Raw genomic sequence first — 24,460 nt, 5'->3', positions numbered from 1 at the left:
GTCGTTATTTATTAGACACCTAAAACCTCGCAAAAGTAACATTTTTTTTTGAATTACCTCGAAATTCCTTCTAAATCCAATAAAAAAGCAAACTCTTCGGCATCTTCTTTTAAACTTTCAAAACGTCCTGAAGCTCCACCGTGACCGGCTTCCATATTTGTTTTTAAATAGAGTTTATTGGCATCTGTTTTCATGTCTCGCAATTTTGCTACCCATTTTGCAGGTTCCCAATATTGCACTTGCGAATCATGTAATCCTGTTGTAATCAGCATATTTGGATACGCTTTAGCTTCAACATTATCGTAAGGCGAATAGGTTTTTATATAATTATAAAATAATTTGTCATTTGGATTTCCCCATTCGTCATATTCCCCAGTTGTTAATGGAATAGAATCGTCTAACATCGTGGTGATAACATCTACAAAAGGAACGGCTGCAATAATTCCGTTGTACAATTCCGGAGCTTTATTTATAATGGCTCCCATCAATAAACCACCGGCACTTCCACCCATAGCATATAAGTGTTTTGCAGAAGTATAGCGTTCTTTTATAAGATGAATAGAGCAAGCAATAAAATCTGAGAATGTATTTTGTTTGTTCAGCAATTTTCCGTTTTCATACCAATCACGTCCCAAATATTCACCGCCCCTAATATGCGAAATTACATAGATAAATCCACGATCTAATAAACTTAATCGTATGGTTGAAAAATAAGGATCCATTGTAGAACCGTAACTTCCATAAGCATATTGCAACAAGGGATTGGTACCGTCTTTTTCAATGCCTTTTTTATACACAACAGACATGGGGATTTTAGTGCCATCGTCTGCGGTTGCCCAAATACGCTCAGACGTGTAATTGTTTTTATCAAACTTACCGCCTAAAACCTCTTGTTCTTTTAAAACTGTTTTCGTTTTGGTTCGCATATTGAATTCAATAACTGATGAAGGTGTCGTCATTGAATTATAGCCGTAACGCAATATTTCCGTATCAAATTCTACATTGGTTCCCGTGTAGGCTGTATAGGTTTCATTATCAAACGGTAAATAATAATCTTCGCTTCCATCCCATCGTTTAATCCTGATTTCATTTAAGCCATTACGGCGCTCACTGACCACCAAATAGTCCTTAAAAATATCGATGCCTTCAATTAAGGTATTATTTCTGTGCGCCATGACTTCTCTCCAATTTCCAATTTCAGTATCCGTTTCAGGCGTTTTCATGAGTTTGAAATTGGTGGCCTTATCTTTATTAGTAAGAATATAAAAGTGCTTATCGTAATGAGAAATACTATATTCTAAACCTCTAATTCTTGGTTGGAACACTTTAAATCTACCTTCAGGATTATTGGCGTTGAGAATATGATATTCGTTAGTCAACGTACTGTAACAAGCAATAATGATAAATTTTCTGGATTTAGTTTTATAGACGGCCACTCCAAAAGTGTCATCTCCTTCTTGAAAAACAAGTTCATCTTCAGAATTATCACCTAAACGGTGTTTATAAATTTGAAATGCCCTTAGCGTAACCTCATCTTTTTTAGTATAAAATAAAGTTTCATTGTCATTTGCCCAACTTGAAGAACCTGTGGTGTGCAACACACGATCCAAGGCAACTTCGTTAGTTTCTAAATTTTTGACATGAATGGTATAATTTCGTCTTCCAGTAGTATCAATGCCATAGGACACCAATTTATTATCCGGACTGATACTGATGCCTGCTAATTTGAAATAATTTTCACCCTCAGCCATCTCGTTACAATCGAATAATAATTCTTCAGGATTGTCTAAAGTGTCTTTTTTTCGTGTGTAGATAGGATAATCTTTTCCTTTTTCAAATTTGGTGATATACCAATAACCATTGTATTTATAAGGTACGGACGAATCATCTTCTTTTATTCTCGCCTTCATTTCTTCGAACAAATCTTTCTGAAATTCTTTTGTATGTGCCATTTCAGCTTCACAATAATCATTCTCTGAATTAAGATAATCGGTAACTTCTGGATGTTCTCTATCTTTCATCCAAAAATAATTATCAATGCGAATATCGCCATGCATTTCTAATTGATGTGGTATTTTTTTAGCTATAGGTGGATTCACTACAGAAATTTTTGTCATTTTATGCTGAATTTATTTCAATATCGTTCTCGATTAAGTGGATTTTAACCCTCGGGGATATTTTGGTGTTTTATGAAAATTTTTGTTCAAAAAGTGACGCAATTTAGTAATTTTGCATTGAACTCATCTTAACTTTTCGTTTTTAACCTTAAATGAAATAAATATATACAGATGAAAAAACTAATAATTTAAAATAATACAATATATGTTTGGAGATATGATGGGAATGATGGGCAAATTAAAAGAAGCCCAAAAGAAAGTTGAAGAAACAAAAGAACGTTTACACACCGTTTTAATTGACGAAGAAAGCAGCGATAACAAATTAAAAGTAACGATAACCGCTAATAGAACTATTAAATCTATAGCTATAGATGATGAGTTACTTCAAGATAAAGATATGTTAGAAGATTATTTAATTCTTACGTTAAATAAAGCGATTGAAAAAGCGACTAACGTTCACGAAACTGAAGTCGCTGCCGTAGCCAAAGAAGGTATGCCTAATATTCCTGGTATGGACATGTTTAAATAAAAACGTAACGATTACACATGAAACCTTGAAAAATCTGTGGGTGATTAATCTTTACTTTACTCTGTAAGATAAATGGTTTCGCTTAATGTATTAATTTTTTTAGGGATGTACTATATTGAACGATTTCAACAAGTTAAATTGGATAATTATTGGTATTATTAAAGGCTCTTAAGACTTTCTAATAGTTTGTTGTGCATTTGATCTGTATAATCTAAATGGGTTACCATACGTAGTTTATTACTGCCCATTCCTATAATCTTTATATTTTTTTCGTCTAATTTATTCAAAAATTGCGTTTCACTCATAGTGTCATTCAATTCAAAAATTACGATATTAGTTTCTATAGGTTCTACTTTTTTTACGGTAGTTAAATTTGCTAGCACTTCGCCTATTTCTTTTGCTTTTTTATGATCTTCTGCTAAACGATTAAAATGATTATCTAGAGCATACAAACCTGCAGCAGCAGCAAAACCAATTTGACGCATACCGCCACCGAGAATTTTACGAACTCTCAATGCACCTTTCATTTTATCTTTATTACCAATAAGTACAGATCCCATTGGGCAACCCAAACCTTTACTTAAACACACGGAAATAGTATCGAATAATTCTCCATACTGTTTTGGATTTTCATTTTTAGCTATAAATGCGTTCCAAAGTCGTGCACCATCTAGGTGATAGCCTAAATTATGCACATCGGCCACCGTTCTTATTTTCTTTAATTCCTCAAAATCCCAACAGGCACCGCCTCCTTTGTTTGTTGTATTTTCAATAGCTATTAAAGATGTCAACGGACTGTGATAAAAATCTGGTGGATTTATGGATTCCTCGGCTTGTGCTGCAGTAAACATTCCGCGGTTTCCATCGACTAATTTACAAGAAATGCCACTATTGAAAGACGCTCCTCCACCTTCGTAATTATAAATGTGTGCATACTTGTCGCAAATTACTTGTTCTCCAGGATTGGTATGCAATTTTAAAGCGGCTTGGTTGGCCATACTGCCCGTTGGAAAAAATAAGGCTTCATCCATACCGAACATATCTGCTAATCGTTTTTCTAAAGCATTCACTGATAGATCTTCCTTATAAACATCGTCGCCAACTTCTGCTGTTATCATAGCATCTAACATGCCTTTACTCGGTTTGGTAACCGTATCGCTTCTTAGGTCTATTATCATATTTATTGCCCGTATAAATTGGGAATCTTATTTAGTTAAACATATTTTTTGTTTGGTATGAACATACATATAAGCTAGCTTCATTAAAAAGATGTTTTGAAATCTTTAATGCTCAATCACAAATACTATTTTAATTTTCACTGTAATTACAGACACCACTACCAATCGGTGAACCATCTGGAATTTGTGGAGAACTTTCTATTTTAAATTTTTCCGGATGTTCATAAAATTCTTTAATCATCAATCTGTACTGCATATTTAATGCATCAAGATCTAAAAATTTAGTTGATAAGTCCACAATTGTTTTATTGGCTATTGCTTTAGTTTGAAAATAACTTTCATCACTTACAGCTAAATTCATTAAATATTTTAAAACATTAACGTTGATTTGCTGTTGAATTTCAGATAAATAGGAATCCTCATATATTTTACCGAAAGCATTTTTTAAAAGTTGATTTAAAACAGTTTCTAAACTCAATTGGTTTTCATCTAAACTTTTTTGTAGAATCAACCTGTTAGCACGTTGCGGATGTAATAAATATTTTAATGTCATGTCACTAGCTGTATTTGCCGCACTCAACGGATCGAAACTGACACCTGTTTTTCCTTTAAACGATTCTCGAGTACGACCATAACCAAACGCTCTCGGCGGAAATAAGCTCAACGTATTTTTTGGAATTGTTAACGTTTCTGCATTTAGTGTTTTGAGAATAACACTTAAAGTACGTCGTTGTGTTGCCACATCAATTGTTTTAGACGTTAACTGTCCACCCCCTTTCACAGCATAATTATAATCCAAACCTCCTATAATTTTAGTTGCTGCCTCAACCTGAAAACGATGATAAAAATATAAAGGCACAAAAACATCTTCTAAGACTGAATAAGGCTCATAAGCCTTAATGTTATCTACTGAAAAATTTTCTATAGCTTGCTGACGTAATTCCAAAACAGCATTCAATTCTTCATCTGGAGTTTTGCCGTTATCCCATAAATGTGCAAAAGCGTGTGCCCCACCAGATGCCCTTGCATCTGAATCTGTAATAAAACGCAGTCCATCATCTTGTGCCTTTTTTAAAATTGTTCTTAAAGCCAATTTCTCGTCTGCGGATTCATCAAATTCTGAATAACTGTAAGCCACAGTAACTTTATCCCATTGACCAATCCCTGTAGCATAGGCTTTTTCAAAATCTATATTACCATTATTAAGAGAAATTTTAGGATGTGGATAATCCATTACGGAAGCTCTATTGTTGGTGCTAGCGGCAAAATTGTGTGCAAAACCGATAGTATGCCCTACCTCATGAGCACTCAATTGTCTGATACGTGCTAAAGCCATATCTAACATAGGTTTATAGTTATCATTGCGTTCAGCAAACGGCTTATTCATTAACGCTTGGGCAATCATATAATCTTGACGAATACGTAAACTACCTAAACTTACATGGCCTTTAATTATTTCGCCTGTTCTTGGGTCTACAACACTGTTACCGTAACTCCAACCTCTTGTACTGCGATGCACCCACTGAATTACATTATACCTACAATCCATTGGATCGGCATCCTTGGGTAGCATTTTTACTTGAAATGCGTCTTTAAAGCCAATAGCTTCATAGGCTTCATTCCACCAACGTGCTCCTTCCAAAAGTGCAGATCGCACCGGTTCAGGCGTACCAGGGTCCAGATAATAAACGATTGGTTCTTTGGCCTCACTGATCTCACTATTAGGATGCTTTTTTTCTAAACGATGTCTAACAATGATTCGCTTTTTTATATCCTCGTGTATAGGTGTTGCATAATCTAAAAACGACATGGAAATTGCACCGCTTCGTGGATCAAATATTCTTGGTTTGTATTTATTATCAGGCAATTTTACAAACGAATGATGTAATACTACGCTAACTAAAGAACTGGTCGGTGTTACACTGCGCAAGTTGCGTCCTTTTGGTTCTCCTTTAAAGGTTAATAACGCTTCAAACTCAACATTTTGAGGAAATGCTTTAGTACGATCTAATGCCAACGCACTTTTTGATGCATCTAATTTATAAGTTCCTTCTTTTTTCGCTTTTAATCGATTAGCCACACCATGAGAATCTTCCAATAAAAACGGAGTGAAATCTATAAGATATTCGCCATCTTTATCCGATAAAATTTTAAATCCATACAACACAGACGTTGCAAAAGCCTGTTCTATACTTTTCTTTTCTAGTGCATTATCGGTATTTGCCCTATATTTTAAATTTGGCTGAATCAGCAATAGTTTATTACCTGCTTTTTTGAAATAGACAATACGTTCTCCCCCTAATTGTCCTCTATCTAAACCGATATCATTACTGCCCACACCAGAAGCTAAGAAATTAACATACAGAAATTGATCATTTAATTTAGTAACCTTAAGATAAATTTTATCCGTACTTTCTTCATAGTAAAAGTTGAAGTAACCTTCAAACGCTTTAAGGTCCTTCTTATCTAAAAATGAAGACTGAGATTGAAGATTACAACAAATAAAACAAATAAGGAAAGCTAATTTTTTCATATTTAAAATAAATACAATAGTCTCAAAATTATGAGATTATTAGTGTGTGATAAAACTACGGAATTTCTAAAAAAACTATTCAAAATTATGGCACTTTAATACGGCAACTTATATTTGCATAAAATTTATTTACTTATGATAACATCAGATCAAATAAAAGATCTAAATTCCCGTCTAGACATACTTAGACAATATCTTTGACTTAGATGCCAAACTTATAGAAATCGCCAACGAAGAAGAACAAACTTTCGATCCCAATTTCTGGAATGATTCTAAAGCTGCCGAATTGGTAATGAAATCCATTCGGGAGAAAAAAAGTTGGGTAAATGATTATAATGCAGCAAAAACCTTATTTGAAGATTTAGAAGTCATCTACGAATTCTACAAAGAAGATGAAGCTCCCATGGAAAATGTAGAGAATCGTTTTGAGGCGGCAGAAAATGCCATCGAAAAACTAGAATTCAAAAACATGCTTTCGGAAGAAGGAGACAGCTTAAGTGCGGTGCTCCAAATTACAGCTGGTGCTGGTGGCACAGAATCTTGCGATTGGGCTAGCATGCTCATGCGCATGTATTTAATGTATGCCGAAAAAAGCGGCTACAAAGTAAAGGAACTTAACCTGCAAGATGGGGATGTTGCCGGTATAAAAACGGTGACCTTAGAGATTGAAGGAGATTTTGCCTTCGGTTGGCTTAAAGGGGAGAATGGTGTGCAGCGCTTGGTACGAATTTCACCTTTTGATAGTAATGCTAAACGGCATACAAGTTTTGCTTCAGTTTACGTTTATCCTTTGGTTGATGATTCTATTGAAATTGACATTAATCCATCAGATATAGAAATTACCACTGCGCGGTCTAGTGGAGCCGGCGGACAGAATGTTAACAAGGTTGAGACCAAAGTACAGTTACTACACAAACCTTCAGGCATTCAAATTCAATGCTCTGAAACACGTTCTCAACACGATAATCGTACCAGAGCGCTTCAAATGTTGAAATCCCAATTATACGAAATAGAACTGCAAAAACAGATGGCTCAACGCGATGATATTGAAGCAGGTAAAATGAAAATTGAATGGGGGAGCCAAATAAGAAATTATGTTATGCATCCTTACAAATTAGTTAAAGATGTGCGATCTGCCCACGAAACTGGTAATGTAGATGCTGTTATGGATGGAGATATAGAACCTTTCTTAAAAGCCTATTTAATGATGATGGGACAGAAAGAAGATTCGGCATTATAATTGTAATAAACTAAAAAAAGCTATGATCAAAATTTACCATAATCCAAGATGTTCAAAATCAAGACAGGGACTTTCAATACTAGAGGAATCTGGTAAATCATTTGAAATCATTAAATATCTTGAAAACGATTTTACCTCTATAGAACTGGAAGATATTATTATTAAATTAGGTATAAAACCAATAGAATTAGTCCGAAAAAATGAGACCATTTGGAAATCGGATTATAAAGGCAAAACACTTTCAGATAATGAAATTATTGCAGCTATGGTAAACCATCCAAAGCTAATAGAGCGCCCTATTGTGGTTAACGGCGACAAAGCGGTAGTTGGTAGACCACCAGAATCTATTTTAGAAATCATATAATATTACACAATGAAAAAGACAATTTTAATTTTATTCGCCATTATTCTCGGTTTAAATATTCATGCTCAACGACGAAGACACATGAATGATATTCCGCAGACTAACCGAGAACCGTCTGAGAAAGAAATTGAAACTAGAGAGCGTAAAATGAATGAGCGCAAGCAAGAGTTTATTGATAACTTTATAACGACCTTAGAAGCGGATGAATTTCAAAAACATATCGTAAAACAGCATATAAATAGTTTCTTTGACGAAAGAATGATTATTTTAAAAACAAGATTTGATCATAGTCTTGATCGCAAAAATGCTATTGAAAATTTAGAAAATACACATTTTAAAGATATTGAAGAACTTATTTCTGAAGGAGACATGTCTAAAATTAAAGAAATGATTAAGGGTGATTTTGATGAAAAGGAAGTCGTAAAAAAGAAGAAGAAAAAACGTAGAAATAAGAGAAATAAAAATGAATAAAGTCTAAATTTTCGGTTAAATTAATAGTGCATTTTTTAACAAATCGCTTTAACATAAGATTAACCTATTTCAGTTAAACTAAAGGTATTTTTGCAAGTCTTATTGTCATAAACCTTTATACAATTGTAATGAGACCACACCTTTTTTCTAAACTATTATTAATTTTCTCCTTTACCTTTTCTTTCGCTCAAAATGAAGTTACCGTCGAGGGCTCTGTTGTAGAACAGGACACCAATATTCCCTTAGAATATGCCACAATCACTTTTAAATCTAAACCCGATAATAATATTGTCGCTGGTGAGATTACGGATTCTGAAGGTAAATTCAGTACCGACGTGCCCGTAGGAACTTACGATATTATTGTTGAATATATATCCTACAAAACAAAAAACTACAACAATAAAAGCATCACCGAAAATATTAATCTGGGCACTGTAGCTCTTGCTTTAGATATTGAATCTCTTGATGAAGTTCAAGTCGTTGCAGAGCGAACTACAGTTGAAATAAAACTCGATAAAAAAGTTTATAATATTGGCAAGGATATTACAACTGCCGGCGGAACTGTGAGTGACGCACTAAACAATGTCCCCTCTGTTGCCGTTGATATTGAAGGAGCTATTAGCCTCCGTGGTAATGAAAACGTAAGAATTTTAATAAACGGAAAACCATCAGCCTTAGCCGGATTTGGTGATAGCAACGTTTTAAGCCAACTCCCTGCAGAAGCGATTGAGCGTGTAGAAGTTATCACGTCTCCTTCCGCAAGATATGATGCTGAAGGAACGGCTGGTATTTTAAATATAATTTTACGCCAAAAGGAAACCTTAGGCTTTAATGGGTCTGTGAGTTTATCAGCAGGAAACCCTGATAATGTTGGACTTTCTGCAAATTTAAATTATCGTACCGAAAAATATAACCTCTTCACCAATTTAGGATGGCGTTATTTTGATGCTCCAAGAAATAGCTATAATGATGTCACCTATTTTGACGAACTTTTAGACGACGGTACAGTAAATACACCAGATTTTAGAAGAATTATTGAAGACCAAGAAGTGGAACGTCTAAATAGAAATTATAATGTGAGTTTAGGTATGGAATATTTTCTTACCGAAACATCTTCCATTACAGGTAGCCTATTCTATAGATTGGGTAGCGATGCTGATCTTTCATTAAATGAAAGTGATCGCTACAATAATGGCGCTATAGTTGAAAGAACTTTGAGACGCGAAAAAGAAGTAGAAGAAGACAACAGTTACCAATTTGCGCTTAACTATGTTAAACAATTTGGAGACGATAGAGACCATAAGTTGACGGTTGATTTTCAATACGAAAAAGATAAGGAAGAAGGATCTACATTCTTAAATGAAGATTATGTTTTTAGCGATCAAATTGATCCAGATTTTATTCAAATTGAACAAGAACTTACAGATGAAGATCAAAAAGAATTCTTGATACAAGCAGATTACGTTTTACCTATCGGAGAAGATTCTAGATTTGAAGCAGGATTTAGAGGAAATTACGAAAATGAAGTTACCGATTATCGTTTAAACCAAGAAAATGAAACAACTGGTAATTTAGACATCAATGAAAATGTGTCTAATGTTTTTGACTATGATGAAAATGTGAATGCTATTTATTCTCAATATGGAACAAAATTCGGAAAGTTCTCCTTTTTATTAGGTTTAAGATTAGAACATACACAGCTTAAAGGAAAAATTGATTCGCGCTTAACAGAAGAAGAACTGCAAGCAGAATATGATTTTCCTATTGATACAGATTTCGACAATAATTATTTGGGTCTTTTTCCAACGGTTAATCTTATTTATAACTTAAATAATCCAGATTCAGATACAGAAGAAAGCATTACACTTGGCTACAACAGAAGGATTAATCGTCCTCGTGGATGGTATATTAATCCATTCCCATCTAGGTCTAGTAGAACCAACGTTTTTCAAGGAAATCCTAATTTAGAACCTGCTTATTCTAGCGCTTTCGATTTAGGGTATTTAAAACGCTGGGAAAACTTTACATTAACGACATCTATATATTACCAGCACGAAACGGATTCTTTTGAACGTGTGGAAGAAAACACAGGTCAACAAACTACAGGAATTAATATTATTAGAACAATTCCTATTAACCTGTCTTCGAACAAACGTACAGGTGCTGAGTTAGGTTTTTTATACACCCCAGCAAAATGGTTACGCCTAAATTCTAGTTTTAATGTTTTTCAGTTTGAAACAGATGGCGATTTTAATGGAGTAGATTATAGCGCTAAGAATACCAGTTGGTTTGCACGCTTTAGTTCTAAAGTTTCATTACCATTAAAAATTGACTGGCAAACTAATGCGTTTTATAGAGGGGCGCAACAAGATGCACAAACGGATTCAGATGGTATTTTATCCATTGACTTAGCTTTCAGTAAGGAATTATTAAACAATAATCTTACGATGTCTTTAAGTGTTCGTGATTTATTAAACTCAAGAAAACGACAAGGCACAACAACTACAGAATTCTTTGAGCGGTACAGCGAAAATCAATGGAGACAGCGACAGATAAACTTATCTCTAATTTATAGATTTAACCAGCAACTCAACAAACGTGAGCGTTCTGGACGAGGTGAAGGAGCTAACGGAGAAGATGACTTTGATTTCGAAGGCTAATATTCTTAGTATAATATATTCGAGATTTGGTTTGTAGAAAATTGTATTAATAAACAATTTGAACATCAATAAAAGTTAGAAATAACACCTTTCTAAAGTATCCAAAATTTAATAAGAATAATACGATAAAAGCACATTCAGCAAAGAATGTGCTTTTTTAATGGAATTGAATTTTAATGACTTATCTAATTTCAAAATTTAAGCAACCTCCCCTAACGTATCATTAACGCTATTGGTTGCTTTAACTTCAAATTGATTCGAGGTATTTTTTCCGCCACCAGCTTTTAGAGCTTTATCGCCTGCAAAAAATGATTTGTGATCATCACCAAGATCTGAACCTGCCATTCTTTGATGTTTTACGCAGGACACGCTTTTTCTTATCTCTTGTCGTTGTACATCCCTTACATAAGCTAACATGCCTTCATCACCAAAATAGCCTTCAGTTAAATCATTCATGTGCAAAGCTGTTGTATGATAAGTTGGCAAAGTAATTAAATGATGAAAAATACCCGCATCCCTTGATCCATCTCTTTGGAAAGTTCTAATTTTTTTGTCTGCTCTATGGCATAATTCTGAATTATCATATTGAGCGTCCATTAAATTATTACGATCATAAGCCGTCATATTCTCACCTTCTGCAAGCATTTCGTCATAAGATTGGTTCCGGAAATTCAAGGTCCAGTTAAAAGAAGGAGAATTATTATACACTAATTTAGCATTCGGCACAACTGATCTAATCCTATTAACCATATGGGCAATTTGCTCCACATTTGGTGTCGGAGTTTCGATCCATAATAAATCGGCACCGTTTTGCAAACTCGTTATACAATCTAATACTACTCTATCGATATTTGAACCATCCTTAAATTTATACAACCCATTTGATAATCTTATGGGACGTACTAATTTCCCATCTCTTTTCAATAACACTTCATCATCTTTAACGTCTTCTATAGCCACTTCTTTAGCGTCTACAAATGCTAAATATTGCGAAGCCAAATCCCCAGCTTCTTGACTTACCGGTAATTTTTGAGTTAATCCAGCACCTTCAGAATCGGTTCTAGCAACTATAATTCCATCGTCAACACCCAATTCTAAAAAAGCATAACGCACCGCATTTAATTTTGCCACAAAATCTTCATGCGGAACGGTTACTTTGCCATCTTGATGACCACATTGTTTGGCATCTGACACCTGATTTTCAATTTGTATAGCACAAGCTCCAGCTTGAATCATTTTTTTAGCTAATAAATAGGTGGCTTCTTCATTTCCAAAACCAGCATCAATATCCGCAATAATAGGAACGATATGGGTTTCAAAATTATCGATAGCATTCTGTACATCTTCACCGTTTTCTAGACGTCTAAATAAATCATTCAGTTCAATAGCATCTGCTTGGCGCAAGAAATCATAAATCTCTTCTATTAAACTAGGAACTGCCGTTTTTTCGTGCATGGATTGATCTGGTAAAGGTCCAAATTCTGAACGTAACGCCGCTACCATCCAACCAGAAAGGTATAAATATCGTTTACTAGTCGTTTTGTGGTGTTTCTTAACAGCGATCATTTTTTGCTGTGCTACAAATCCATGCCAGCAACCTAAAGACTGTGTGTATTTTGATGAATCTGCATCGTATTCAGCCATATCTTTTCGCATTACGGCTGCGGTGTGTTTCGCAATATCTAAACCAGTACTAAATTTATTTTGAGCAACCATTCTTGCTGCATTTTCAGGATTTATGGCTTTCCAAGTTTGTCCATATTTTTCTTTTAAATCTCTTACGGTTTGTAATGCCGAACGGTAGTTACTTTGTGATAAATTTTTCATAATTTTGTTTTGATTATTAATGTTTATTCCAAATTTTGATAGTTAGGTCTCGTAATCTATTCCAGTAGTTGCGAGACATTTTTTTTAAATATTAAATATATTGATATGCGGAAAGCGTTAAGAATTCTTCAAATTCTCTTTGGGTCACCAATCTCTTAAAGAGCGCAATCGCTTCTGAGAATTTGGTGTTTTTAATCTTGCCCTCTCCTATTTCGGTTGTAATTTTTTCAACTTCATCTTTAAACAAGGTGTCAAATAAAGCTTTATTGAAAATTCTCCCATCATTTAAAAAGGCTTCATTCTTTAACCATTGCCAGATTTGGGTTCTAGATATTTCTGCTGTTGCGGCATCTTCCATTAAATTATAAAGTGCAACCGCTCCATAACCTCTTAACCAAGCTTCGAGATATAAAATTCCGACGTTCATATTTTTTCGAATGCCTTTTTCTGAAATGGTACCTTGTGGCAATTCCACTAAATCCGCCTCTGTTACTGTTAGATCTTCACGCTTATTAAAAATTTGATTTGGCGTGGGCATATATTTATCAAATTCGCTCATTGCTACGCTAACCAAAGCAGGATGCGCCACCCAAGTACCATCGTGTCCATTTTTTGCTTCACGCTCTTTATCAATCCTTACTTTCTCCAGTGCTGCTTTGTTAGCTTCATGATTATTTTTAATTGGAATTTGTGCTGCCATTCCTCCCATAGCATGAATTCCTCGTTTGTGACATCGCTGAATAACCAAATTAGAATACGCGGCCATAAACGGGGTTTCCATGGTCACTTGGTCGCGATTTGGCACTATGAATCCATCATGATTTCTAAATTTCTTGATGTATGAAAAAATATAATCCCATCGGCCACAGTTTAAGCCAACAATGTGTTCTTTCAGTTCATAAATAAATTCATCTAATTGAAAACTTGCTGTAATTGTTTCTATAAGTAATGTCGCTTTAAAAGTGCCGTTGGGAATTTCTAAATAATTTTGAGCAAACTCAAAAACTGCATTCCACCAGCGTGCTTCCAAATAGTGTTCTAACTTTGGCAAGTAGAAATATGGCGCAGAGTTTTTATCCATTAAGGGTTTAGAATTGTGAAACACATATAGTCCAAAATCGAACAAACTTCCAGACATTTCCTGCCCATCTATTAACAGATGCCGCTCGTTTAAATGCAAACCTCTTGGTCTCACTAAAAGCACAGCCGTTTCGTCGTTGAGTTTATAATGTTTTCCGCGTGCTTCATCTATGAGTTCAATAGTTCGTTCGTTAGCGTCCTTTAAATTTTGTTGCCCCTCTAAACTGTTTTTCCAACTTGGCGCATTACTATCCTCAAAATCTGCCATAAAAGTTTTTGCACCAGAATTTAAAGCATTAATCACCATTTTTCGATTTACAGGTCCTGTAATCTCCACACGACGATCTAATAAATCTTGTGGAATTTCTGCTGCAACCCAATCTGACTCCCTAATGGATTTCGTTTCTGCTGGGAACGACGGAAAAACACCTTTATCAAAAACGGATTGTTCCATTTCGCGTCGATTTAATAACTCTAAACGCGTTGCATTAAAGTTCTCTTGTAATATTGAAAGAAACTTGAGGGCATCTTCAGTTAAAAGTGCTGGATAAAAATCGGCCACCTCTGGAGCGAATTTCATTTTTTGTTGTGCTGTAATTTCCATATTGATGTATTTTGATAAAACAATGTTACAACCTATTTTTCAAAAACACAAGCGAACGTTCGCTAAATATTATATTTCGCTAAAAATATAAGTTCGCAAATTATAGTATATTTGTGATTATGGAACAAGACTATATTAAACTAATATTTGGATTAAAACTTAAACAAATCCGCACAGACAGAGAGCTCTCGCTGTTTGGTCTTTCTAAATTATCTGGACTTTCTAAATCCTATCTCAATGAAATTGAAAAGGGAAAAAAATATCCGAAGCCAGACAAAATTGCTGCTTTATCTGAACATTTAGATGTACCCTATGATGAAATGGTTTCATTAAAATTGGATAAAAATTTAGCACCTATTGGTGAAATTTTACAGTCAAAATTGCTAAAGGAAATTCCGTTAGAGTTATTCGGGATTCAGGAAAGTACCATGATAGACATCATATCGAACGCTCCTTCAAAAGTAACCGCGTTTATAAGTACCATTATTGAGATTGCCAAAAATTATAGTTTTAGTAAAGAAAGTTTTTATTTAGCTTCGGTACGGTCTTTTCAGGAAGCTAATAATAATTATTTTAATCATTTGGAACAAGCCGTTATTGCTGTTGCAAAAACCTATCAAGTGGATTTAACACAACCACTTCATTCTAAAGAACTCGAAGAGATTTTGGTTGAAGAATACGGTTACACAATTAATACCTCTGAATTAGAATCACACACTGCTTTAGATAATTTACGTTCGGTTTTCGTGCCTAAAACGAAAACACTGTTATTAGCAAAACATATTGACGATGCGCAAAAAACTTTTATTTATGCTAAAGAAATTGCTTATAACTATTTAGATATCAGTGAACGACTTTACACCTTTTCTTGGATTAAATTTGAAAACTTTGATCAGGTTCTCAATAATTTCTACGCGTCATATTTTGCTGGTGCATTAATTATTCCAAGAGCTAGATTGGTTGCCGATTTAAAATCGTTATTCTCTAAAAAATCGTTCAGAAATACTGATTTTGAACACATTATAAACAACTACAATGCATCCCCTGAATCCATTTACCAAAGGATGACTAATATATTACCAAAAGATTTCAACTTAAAGAGCCTATTCTTTTTAAGGTTTTCTCACAAAAAAAATAGTTCAAATTTTAAATTGAATAAAGAATTGCATCTATCCAAACAACAATCTCCGCATGCCAATGAGACTAATGAACACTATTGCAGACGATGGATATCCCTAAAAGTTATACAAGACCTCTGTAAATCTAACAAATCTCACGAGTTTGGAATTCAGATTTCTAACTATCCAAATGAAGCGAAAAGCTATTTAGTATTGTCTTCTGCGACAGCAGATCCATTTGTAGCTGAGAGTTATAGAAGTGTCAGTATTGGAATTCAAATCAACAATCAATTTAATAGAAAGGTGGGGTTTGCCAAAAGTAAATCTTTACCTACCACTCAAGTTGGTGTAACTTGTGAGCGTTGTACTATACAGAATTGCGATGTTAGACAAGTAGAGCCAAAAATTATTCTATCGAAGCAAAAGGATGAAAAAATTGCTGATGTGGTGCGTAATTTACAGGAAAAATTCAGCAATTAAAACTTAACATTGATTGTGATTAGGCAGGATAACTTAATAACAAAATTCGAATAAATTAATTCTTATTTATAAACGCTGAAATTTCATCATAACGATCATTCCAAGGCCAAAAAAACTGAGACATCATTGGCACATGTTTTTTATCCAAGTAGATCGCTTCAACATTTGGTTGATAATTTTTTAATTTTTCGACAAATTTTGCGTTTTGGGTTTTAATGGATTCATATGTTTTCTGACCTACATATATTAAAAAAGGAGGCATCTTGTCAGTCATAAAATATAACGGAGATGCATCTTTCCATAATTTCGGATCTTTAGTCCAAGTAGTTAGGTAATGATACTCCGTAGTTGGTGGGTTTTTCTGCAAATAAGAATACATATCTAGACCGGCTGCATCATTAAGAATTACTCCCTTTACGGAATTTGTATCTTCAGAATATTTTGGATTAGTGGTTACAAGCGCAATTAAATGTCCACCAGCGGAGTGGCCCATTAAATATATTTGTTCTGAATTACCACCGAATGATTCAATATTATTTTCTGTCCATTTTAAGGCTTCTACAACATTATGCGCCATAGTATTATAGTTTCCATTTGGACTCAAAGTGTATGACGGAATAACTGTGACGATATCATTCTTCGCAAAATTTCGACCGAGAAAACCGTAAATATCCTTATCTCCTTCGGTCCAATAACCTCCATGCACAAAAATGACAACAGGTTGCTTTTTAATACTTGAATTTCGAGGTTTAAATACATTGAGTTGATGTGAATTGTTGACAGTCTCGTTGTCTTGATAAGGAATATCCTTATACTTTTTTGAAGCACAACTCACACAAAATAATGCAGCCAATATTAGTAATGAATAATTTTTTGTCATTTTATATAGTTTAGTATAAACATTAAAAAAGCGTCTCCAATACTTTAGAGACGCTTTTCAACCATCAACCTATCGATTCTACCAACTATCGATATTTTTTCAAATCATTATTTCTGAAGATGATATAAAATTACATCAAATCATCAGGTAAAATTATTCGAATCCATTCATAGGTTAACGCATTCCATTTTAAGCTTTCAACACTACTCTAAATCTTGCTTTTCCATCATGTAAATGCTTAATAGCTTTGTTGACATCTTCCATTTTAAATTCTTCAACAGCTGGATAAATATCATGCCTTACACAGAAATCTAACATCTTTCTTGTTAAGGCTATACTTCCGAGTGGACTTCCCCCAACGGATTTTTCACCGCTAATCATACTAAAAGCAGGAATTTCCATGGGCTCTAAAACAGCACCAACCGTATGCAATTTTCCCTGTGGTGCTAAGGTGGTTAAAAATGCAACCCAATCGAGTTTCACATTAGTAGTGTTCAAAATAAAATCTAACGAACCTGCTATACTTTCCAATTCTTTAGAATCCGTAGAATCCACAACATTATGTGCGCCCATTTTCTTTAAGGCTTCTGTTTTATCTTTGTTAGATGTAAACGCTGTAACTTCACAACCCCACGCTTTTAAAAATTTTAAGGCCATGTGGCCCAAGCCTCCAATACCAATGACTCCAACTTTATCGGTTGGTTGCACGCCAGATAGTACAATTGGATTAAAAACCGTAATGCCACCGCAGAACAGTGGGCCAGCTTTAGACATATCAATACCATCTGGTAATTTAGTTACCCAAGACCAATGCCCTCTTACATGATCTGCAAATCCGCCATGGCGACCAACAATGGTGCCTTCTGAATCACTACATAAATGCTGTTTCCCGTCCATACATTGATCACAATGCATACAAGATTCTGAAAACCAGCCTAAACCAACTTTGTCTCCTTTTTTCAGTCCTTTAACCTCATCACCTAAAGCGACAACTTCACCGACAATCTCATGACCAGGAACAAGTGGAAACTTCGAATTCCCCCAATCATTATTAACCATACTTAAATCACTATGGCACAAGCCACAATAATGGACTTTAATATCGACGTGTTCTTTGCCAATTACCGGTAAGTTATAATTGAATTTCTCTAAATCTTCGCCAGCCTTTTTTGCCGCAAATGCATTGACTTCCATAATTTTAAATTTTCTATTTCTTTAAAGTTAAGAAAAAAGCAAATCAAATCATGTTTGGATATGTTTAATGTTTAAAAAAATGATTGGCCTCTGTATAAGCCAACTGTACGAAATTAGAAACCACCACATTAGCCAATGTGTAGTCCTGACCTGTAGAATGTTCGCTTTTAAAACCAGCGCAAAAAATACCTGCAGCATGTGCAGCTTTAATACCATTGGTAGAATCCTCAATAACCATACATTCAGATTTATTATATTCTGTATGCGCGGCGGCTTTGATAAATATTTCTGGATGTGGTTTTGATTTTTCTAAATCTGCCCCGCTAAATTTTCCCATGAAATATTTATTCAAATCAAATCGATTAAAAATCCGTTCTATATTTGGCATAGAAGCAGAAGACGCCACCACTAACTTTAAACCATTGGCATGATAGTCTTTAATTCGTTCTAAAACTCCATCAATTAAAACCAAACTAGAATCATTTTCAAATAAATATTTGAAGTGTTGTCTTTTAATGTTGACTAAAGCCTCTGGTGCATCTTTCAAGTTAAAATGATCCACTAAACGCTTACAAATATTGATTGTAGATTGCCCTGTAAACGATTCGTAAAGGGTGTCATCAACAACAATATTAAAATCATTAAACATTTGATAATAGGCTTTTCGATGTAAGGGCTCGGTGTCAACGATTACACCATCCATATCGAATAAAACAGCTTTTAGCATAAATTATATTAATTTAGCCACGAAGATAGTAAAGTGTTATTTCGACTGCAACGAGAATTCTCATTATTAATATAATGGTAATATCGTTTTGAAATGTCTCGCTTATTATCGTAAAACCATTAAATATTATAAAATGGCAAAAAAAGGACGTGAGAAAAACACAGCTAACAAAGCCAAACACAGCAAACTAATTGCGCAAAAAAAGAATAAGATTAAATCTAAAGATGCTGAGCGTAAGGCAAGGCTAAAGGCTATTGTAGACCAAGCCAAACAGGCAAATAAAAACGATAATTAATAGATTTCTACAGGGCGAAATCACAATTAGCGCTAAGCATCTAAAGATTATGAAATTTGTATTTTTCTTTACTTGGATATTTACTTCTTACAACACATTATCCATGATATCTTGAACTACTTCAGGATTTAAAAGTGTACTTGTATCTCCCAATTGATCGGTTTCATTTGCCGCAATTTTCCGTAAAATACGACGCATTATTTTACCAGATCTTGTTTTTGGCAGACCTTCTGTAAATTGAATTTTATCGAGCTTGGCAATCGGACCAATACGATCTGTAATGAGTTGATTAATTTCCTTTCTAAGATTATCGTGGTTTCTACTTTCACCTACATCTTTTAACGTTACATAACCATACAAAGCGTTGCCTTTAACCTCGTGCGGGAACCCTACAATGGCAGATTCTGAAATTGCAGGATGCTCATTAATAACATCTTCAATAGGTGCAGTTCCTAAATTATGTCCAGATACAATAATGACATCATCTACTCGACCCGTAATTCTGTAATAACCTACTTCGTCTCGCAATGCTCCATCTCCTGTAAAATACATATTATCGTAAGCCGAAAAATAGGTATCAATATAACGTTGATGATTTCCCCAAATAGTTCTCGCCATACCTGGCCAAGGGAATTTTATACATAATCGGCCTTCTACTTGATTGCCTTTTAATTCCTGTGAGTTTTCGTCCATTAAGGCCGGTTGCACTCCAATAAATGGCAAAGTTGCATACGTTGGTTTCGTCGGTGTAGAAAACGGAATAGGTGTAATCATAATACCGCCTGTTTCGGTTTGCCACCACGTATCTACAATAGGGCTTTTCTTCTTACCGACGTTTTCATCGTACCAATGCCAAGCTTCTTCATTTATTGGCTCTCCTACAGAGCCTAAAACTTTTAATGAGGATAAATCATATTTTTCAACAAATTCAGCACCTTGTTTTGCCAAGGCTCTAATCGCCGTTGGAGCGGTGTAAAACTGTGTAATTTTATTTTTTTCTACAATGTCCCAGAAACGTCCATAATCCGGATAACTCGGCACACCTTCAAACATTACCGAAGTGGCTCCATTTACCAAAGGCCCATAAACAATGTAGCTATGACCTGTAATCCAACCAATATCTGCCGTACACCAATATATATCATCTTCACGATATTGAAAGACGTTTTTAAACGTATAAGCCGTGTATACCATATAGCCTCCCACGGTATGAACCATTCCTTTTGGTTTCCCCGTAGAACCAGAGGTATATAAAATAAATAATGGATCTTCAGCATCCATAACTTCTGCAACACAATCGGAATACGCTTCTTCTAAAAGCGGTGTTAACCAATGATCTCGACCTTCTTTCATGTTAATTTCTGAATCAATACGTTTAGCGACCAAAACAGATTCAATCCCTGGAGTATGTTCTAACGCTTCATCGACGATGCCTTTTAAATCAATTGTCTTTGAACCGCGATATGAACCGTCTGAGGTAATGATTATCTTGGCATTACAGTCGTTGATTCGAGAGGAAACAGCTGTTGAAGAAAATCCAGCAAACACCACAGAATGAATCGCACCAATACGAGCACAAGCCAAAACTGAAATAGCCAATTCTGGAATCATAGGTAAATAAATACAAACTACATCTCCCTTTTTAATGCCTTTATCTTTTAAGACATTAGCAAATTTGCAAACCCGCTCGTGCAATTGTTTGTACGAAATATGCTCTGCCGACTCATTAGGATTATTTGGCTCAAATAAAAGTGCTGTTTTATTTCCTCTGGTATGTAAATGTCTATCTATGCAATTTTCGGTGATATTAAGTTTGGCACCTTCGAACCATTTGAATTCAGCTTTCTTAAAATCATAGCTTAATACGTTAGACCATTTCTTTTTCCATACAAAATGTTCTTCGGCTATTTCTTCCCAAAACTGTTCTGGATTTCGTACTGATTTTCTATAAACTTGAAAATATTCTTCAAACTGTTTGATGTGGTAATTACTCATTTCGTAGATGTTATTTTTTGAGCTTAAAAAGGTAGTTATTTTGAATTAAAAAATGAAGCTTCTTCTTCAGTTAATAATCTAGAATGAATTAAAAAACGAAGTCCTAAAGGAATTTCCAAAGAAAAACTCGCTCCTCGACCTACAGTAATATCCACTGTTAAGTGTGTATGCTTCCAATATTCAAATTGATCTTGATTCATATAAAATTTAACACCTTCAACTTCTCCTAACAAATTATCACTTTCATCGAGGTACATATCATCTTTTTCAAATATCATCGGAGCAGAACCATCACAACAGCCACCACTTTGATGAAAAATTAATTCACCATGTTTTGCTTTCAGTTGCTTTACAATTTCTGCCGCTTTCTCTGTAATTTCTACGCGTTTCATGTATCTTATTTATTTTTTCTATATGGTCTGTTATTGACTAATAATTGTTCTGCAAATGGCTAAAATTTGAATATACAAGTTTCATAAAATGAAGATCTAAAAAAAGAAACTGCCTAAAGAGCTAATAATTAGATTCTAGACAGCTTCAAATTGCTACTAATCAATTCTAAAAAAAGCCTAATTTATTTTTATCATAAGAAATTAACATGTTTTTTGTTTGTCTATAATGACTCATCATCATAAGATGGTTTTCTCTACCAAAACCAGATTTTTTATAACCTCCAAACGGAGCATGCGCCGGATAAGCATGATAGCAATTCACCCAAACACGACCCGCTTTTATAGCCCTTGGTATTTGATATAATTGATGTGCATCCCGCGTCCATACTCCTGCCCCAAGCCCATACATGGTATCGTTAGCAATTTCTATAGCTTCCGCTTCATCCTTAAATTTAGTGACACAAACAACTGGTCCAAAAATCTCTTCTTGAAATACGCGCATTTTATTATGCCCTTCTAGTATGGTAGGTTTTATATAAAAGCCGTTTGCTAAATCTCCATCCAATTTGTTAGCGTCTCCTCCGGTTAACACCTTTGCACCCTCATCTTTTCCTATTTTAAAATAAGATTGAATTTTTTCATACTGATCATTAGACGCTTGCGCTCCTACCATTGTTTCAATATCATAAGGGCTTTTCTGTACGATGGCTTCTGTTCTAGCGACCACACGTTCCATAAATTTTTCATAAATATCCTCTTGCACTAAAATTCTTGAAGGGCAAGTACAAACTTCGCCTTGATTGAATGCGAATAAAACTGCTCCTTCAATAGCTTTATCTAAATAGGCATCGTCCTCGTCCATTACACTATTAAAGAATACGTTAGGCGATTTCCCACCTAACTCCATAGTTACTGGATTTAAGTTTTTGGACGCATATTGCATAATTAATTGTCCTGTAGTTGTTTCTCCGGTAAAAGCCACTTTATCTATTTTAGAACTTGAGGCTAACGGTTTTCCTGCTTCAGGTCCAAATCCGTGAATCACATTCAGCACGCCAGGAGGAAATACATCCGCAATTTTTTCCATTAATAAGGTGGCTGAAGATGGGGTTTGTTCGGCCGGTTTTAAAACCACACAATTACCTGTGGCTAATGCTGGCGGTAATTTCCATGATAACATTAATAACGGAAAATTCCAAGGGATAATTTGTCCAATAACACCTAATGGTTCTTTAATATTCATGGACAAGGTATTCTCGTCTAATTCTGTAGCACTGCCTTCTTCCGCTCTTATACAAGCAGCAAAATAACGCCAATGATCTACCGCCAAAGGGATGTCGGCATTTAATGTTTCACGAATCGGTTTTCCATTATCACAGGTTTCTACAACAGCAAATTCTTCTAAATTCTCTTCAATAATATCTGCCACTTTATATAGTAGTGCAGCACGCTCCGCGGCTGAAGTATTGCCCCATGCTTCTTTTGCCGCATTTGCTGCATCAACAGCATTTTCTACATCTTCTTTTTGAGATCTCGGGTATTTTGCTATTAAACTTCCATCGACCGGAGATGTGTTTTCAAAATATTCACCACCTATTGGAGGTACAAATTTTCCGTTTATGAAGTTGGCATATTTTTCTTTGAATTGTGGTTTAGAATAACTCATTACAATTGTTGTTTGTTTAATTTTTTATTATAAATTTTACTGATAATTTATTTTTTATAAAGTTATTTTATCAAATTGCAAACAAATAGAACAAATTGATTATATTCTTGAACATATCTCTTATTAACAAATTTTAAGATATATTTTTTGTAATATTGATGATGAGCAACCTATTAACGCGACATAAGAGTCTACGAAAATTATCTACATTAGTGGAAAATAGGACAACATACAATGCAGAATATGCAGAGCTCAATATATATGAAACCCATGCCATTGCCGAAAAAGTATCCTTAACATTCAATTTTCCTATTATTGCAAGCATGTTAACAGGAAAAAAAGTAATGCATTTGGACGGTTTTGATGCGTTCGATTTTTTCCCTGGTGAATCTGTGGTAATGCCAACAAATAAAGAAATGGTAATTGATTTTCCATTGGCTACAAAAAATAAACCGACACAGTGTTTGGCTTTAGGTATTGATGCCTATAAGATTGAAGAAGTCGTTGAAAAATTCAATTATAATGTCGCTATTGAAAATGAGAACAATTCCTGGAGTTTAGACGAATCCGCTTCGCATTTAATAAACAATGTGGATGTTAGTCATTTAATAGAACGCTTGACCTACACGTTTACAAATGGCAACAAATCTAAAGATGTTCTAGTAGATTTAATGATACAAGAATTGATTGTAAGATTGCTTCAAACTAAAGCTAAGTCCTTAATTATAAATGACACGCATATTTTTAATGATACGAGAATTGGAACGGTTATTAAATATATTAAAGACAATTTAACTAATAAAGACATCTCCGTAGACCAATTAGCCAAGAAAGCGTACATGAGCACATCTCACTTTCATAAGCAATTTAAGAACACCTTAGGTATTTCTCCTATTGATTATATTAATTCCGAAAAAATTAAGTTTTCAAAAAAGTTAATTAAAGCATCGAAACATTTGAGGATGTCTGAAATTGCATTTCAATCTGGATTCAATAATACAAGTTACTTCAATAGACAATTCAAAAAAACAGAGATGATGACTCCACAGCAGTTTAAAGCTTCGATAAATAAATAAAGACAATTTTTGAGCTGTTTAGATAGGGGAAATT

The 24,460-nt window shown here is 34.5% G+C and carries 19 protein-coding genes; 8 read left to right on the top strand and 11 right to left on the bottom strand.

Annotation, left to right across the window (positions count from 1 at the left end):
* Positions 1-53: 53 nt before the first annotated feature.
* Positions 54-2,117, bottom strand: a complete 2,064-nt coding sequence (locus QMA06_RS09985; RefSeq protein ID WP_290206708.1) for a S9 family peptidase — start codon at positions 2,115-2,117, stop codon at positions 54-56.
* Between the two features lie 205 nt (positions 2,118-2,322).
* Here QMA06_RS09985 and QMA06_RS09980 point away from each other — a divergent pair, with 205 nt between their 5' ends.
* Complete coding sequence (locus QMA06_RS09980) at positions 2,323-2,646, top strand: YbaB/EbfC family nucleoid-associated protein (protein ID WP_290206707.1); 324 nt, start codon at positions 2,323-2,325, stop codon at positions 2,644-2,646.
* A gap of 158 nt (positions 2,647-2,804) precedes the next feature.
* Here QMA06_RS09980 and QMA06_RS09975 read toward each other — a convergent pair whose 3' ends face one another.
* Together QMA06_RS09975 and QMA06_RS09970 are read right to left on the bottom strand one after the other, a co-directional pair.
* The gene (locus tag QMA06_RS09975) at positions 2,805-3,824 is read right to left on the bottom strand and encodes a threonine aldolase family protein (protein WP_290206706.1); all 1,020 of its coding nucleotides are present in this window, start codon (positions 3,822-3,824) and stop codon (positions 2,805-2,807) included.
* Between the two features lie 130 nt (positions 3,825-3,954).
* A complete protein-coding gene (locus tag QMA06_RS09970) occupies positions 3,955-6,357 on the bottom strand; it encodes a zinc-dependent metalloprotease (RefSeq protein ID WP_290206705.1) in 2,403 nt (800 codons plus the stop codon).
* Positions 6,358-6,492: 135 nt separating this feature from the next.
* On the opposite strand from QMA06_RS09970, the gene prfB reads away from it, so the two are divergent.
* The 4 genes from prfB to QMA06_RS09950 all read left to right on the top strand — a co-directional run bounded on the left by prfB (position 6,493) and on the right by QMA06_RS09950 (position 11,092).
* A protein-coding gene (gene prfB / locus QMA06_RS09965) for a peptide chain release factor 2 (RefSeq protein ID WP_290206704.1) occupies positions 6,493-7,597 on the top strand; the annotation gives its coding sequence in 2 pieces (ribosomal slippage) (positions 6,493-6,555 and positions 6,557-7,597; 1,104 coding nt in all).
* Positions 7,598-7,619: 22 nt separating this feature from the next.
* Positions 7,620-7,961 carry an arsenate reductase (glutaredoxin) gene (gene arsC / locus QMA06_RS09960; protein ID WP_290206703.1) on the top strand — a complete coding sequence of 114 codons (342 nt, stop codon included), beginning with the start codon at positions 7,620-7,622 and terminating at the stop codon, positions 7,959-7,961.
* A 9-nt stretch (positions 7,962-7,970) separates the two neighbouring features.
* Positions 7,971-8,432: a hypothetical protein gene (locus QMA06_RS09955; RefSeq protein ID WP_290206702.1), complete on the top strand. Its 462-nt coding sequence runs from the start codon at positions 7,971-7,973 to the stop codon at positions 8,430-8,432.
* Positions 8,433-8,560: 128 nt separating this feature from the next.
* The gene (locus QMA06_RS09950) at positions 8,561-11,092 is read left to right on the top strand and encodes an outer membrane beta-barrel family protein (protein ID WP_290206701.1); all 2,532 of its coding nucleotides are present in this window, start codon (positions 8,561-8,563) and stop codon (positions 11,090-11,092) included.
* Between the two features lie 198 nt (positions 11,093-11,290).
* On the opposite strand, the gene QMA06_RS09945 is transcribed toward QMA06_RS09950, so the two are convergent.
* Positions 11,291-12,919, bottom strand: a complete 1,629-nt coding sequence (locus tag QMA06_RS09945; RefSeq protein ID WP_290206700.1) for an isocitrate lyase — start codon at positions 12,917-12,919, stop codon at positions 11,291-11,293.
* A gap of 91 nt (positions 12,920-13,010) precedes the next feature.
* Positions 13,011-14,603: a malate synthase A gene (aceB, locus tag QMA06_RS09940; protein WP_290206699.1), complete on the bottom strand. Its 1,593-nt coding sequence runs from the start codon at positions 14,601-14,603 to the stop codon at positions 13,011-13,013.
* A gap of 119 nt (positions 14,604-14,722) precedes the next feature.
* Here aceB and QMA06_RS09935 point away from each other — a divergent pair, with 119 nt between their 5' ends.
* Positions 14,723-16,201, top strand: coding sequence for a helix-turn-helix domain-containing protein (locus QMA06_RS09935; protein ID WP_290206698.1), 1,479 nt, complete (start codon positions 14,723-14,725; stop codon positions 16,199-16,201).
* 55 nt (positions 16,202-16,256) lie between these two features.
* Here the strand turns inward: QMA06_RS09935 and QMA06_RS09930 are convergent, their stop codons facing one another.
* The 3 genes from QMA06_RS09930 to QMA06_RS09920 all read right to left on the bottom strand — a co-directional run bounded on the left by QMA06_RS09930 (position 16,257) and on the right by QMA06_RS09920 (position 19,002).
* Positions 16,257-17,081, bottom strand: coding sequence for an alpha/beta hydrolase (locus QMA06_RS09930; RefSeq protein ID WP_290206697.1), 825 nt, complete (start codon positions 17,079-17,081; stop codon positions 16,257-16,259).
* Positions 17,082-17,270: 189 nt separating this feature from the next.
* Positions 17,271-18,275: an NADPH-dependent aldehyde reductase Ahr gene (ahr, locus tag QMA06_RS09925; RefSeq protein ID WP_290206696.1), complete on the bottom strand. Its 1,005-nt coding sequence runs from the start codon at positions 18,273-18,275 to the stop codon at positions 17,271-17,273.
* A 64-nt stretch (positions 18,276-18,339) separates the two neighbouring features.
* Positions 18,340-19,002, bottom strand: a complete 663-nt coding sequence (locus QMA06_RS09920; RefSeq protein WP_290206695.1) for an HAD family hydrolase — start codon at positions 19,000-19,002, stop codon at positions 18,340-18,342.
* A gap of 133 nt (positions 19,003-19,135) precedes the next feature.
* Here QMA06_RS09920 and QMA06_RS09915 point away from each other — a divergent pair, with 133 nt between their 5' ends.
* The gene (locus QMA06_RS09915) at positions 19,136-19,297 is read left to right on the top strand and encodes a hypothetical protein (RefSeq protein WP_290206694.1); all 162 of its coding nucleotides are present in this window, start codon (positions 19,136-19,138) and stop codon (positions 19,295-19,297) included.
* 87 nt (positions 19,298-19,384) lie between these two features.
* Here the strand turns inward: QMA06_RS09915 and acs are convergent, their stop codons facing one another.
* The 3 genes from acs to QMA06_RS09900 all read right to left on the bottom strand — a co-directional run bounded on the left by acs (position 19,385) and on the right by QMA06_RS09900 (position 23,350).
* On the bottom strand, positions 19,385-21,292 hold the full coding sequence (gene acs, locus QMA06_RS09910) for an acetate--CoA ligase (protein ID WP_290206693.1): 1,908 nt from the start codon (positions 21,290-21,292) through the stop codon (positions 19,385-19,387).
* A 35-nt stretch (positions 21,293-21,327) separates the two neighbouring features.
* Complete coding sequence (locus QMA06_RS09905) at positions 21,328-21,684, bottom strand: DUF779 domain-containing protein (protein ID WP_290206692.1); 357 nt, start codon at positions 21,682-21,684, stop codon at positions 21,328-21,330.
* 166 nt (positions 21,685-21,850) lie between these two features.
* The gene (locus tag QMA06_RS09900) at positions 21,851-23,350 is read right to left on the bottom strand and encodes an aldehyde dehydrogenase family protein (RefSeq protein WP_290206691.1); all 1,500 of its coding nucleotides are present in this window, start codon (positions 23,348-23,350) and stop codon (positions 21,851-21,853) included.
* A 161-nt stretch (positions 23,351-23,511) separates the two neighbouring features.
* Here QMA06_RS09900 and QMA06_RS09895 point away from each other — a divergent pair, with 161 nt between their 5' ends.
* Positions 23,512-24,426, top strand: coding sequence for an AraC family transcriptional regulator (locus QMA06_RS09895; RefSeq protein WP_290206690.1), 915 nt, complete (start codon positions 23,512-23,514; stop codon positions 24,424-24,426).
* Positions 24,427-24,460 lie beyond the last annotated feature (34 nt).

This window comes from Winogradskyella bathintestinalis (assembly GCF_030407435.1).
GTDB lineage: Bacteria > Bacteroidota > Bacteroidia > Flavobacteriales > Flavobacteriaceae > Winogradskyella > Winogradskyella bathintestinalis.
The sequence above is the reverse complement of the archived record's forward strand: the minus strand, read 5'-3'. Positions and strand labels throughout refer to the sequence as shown.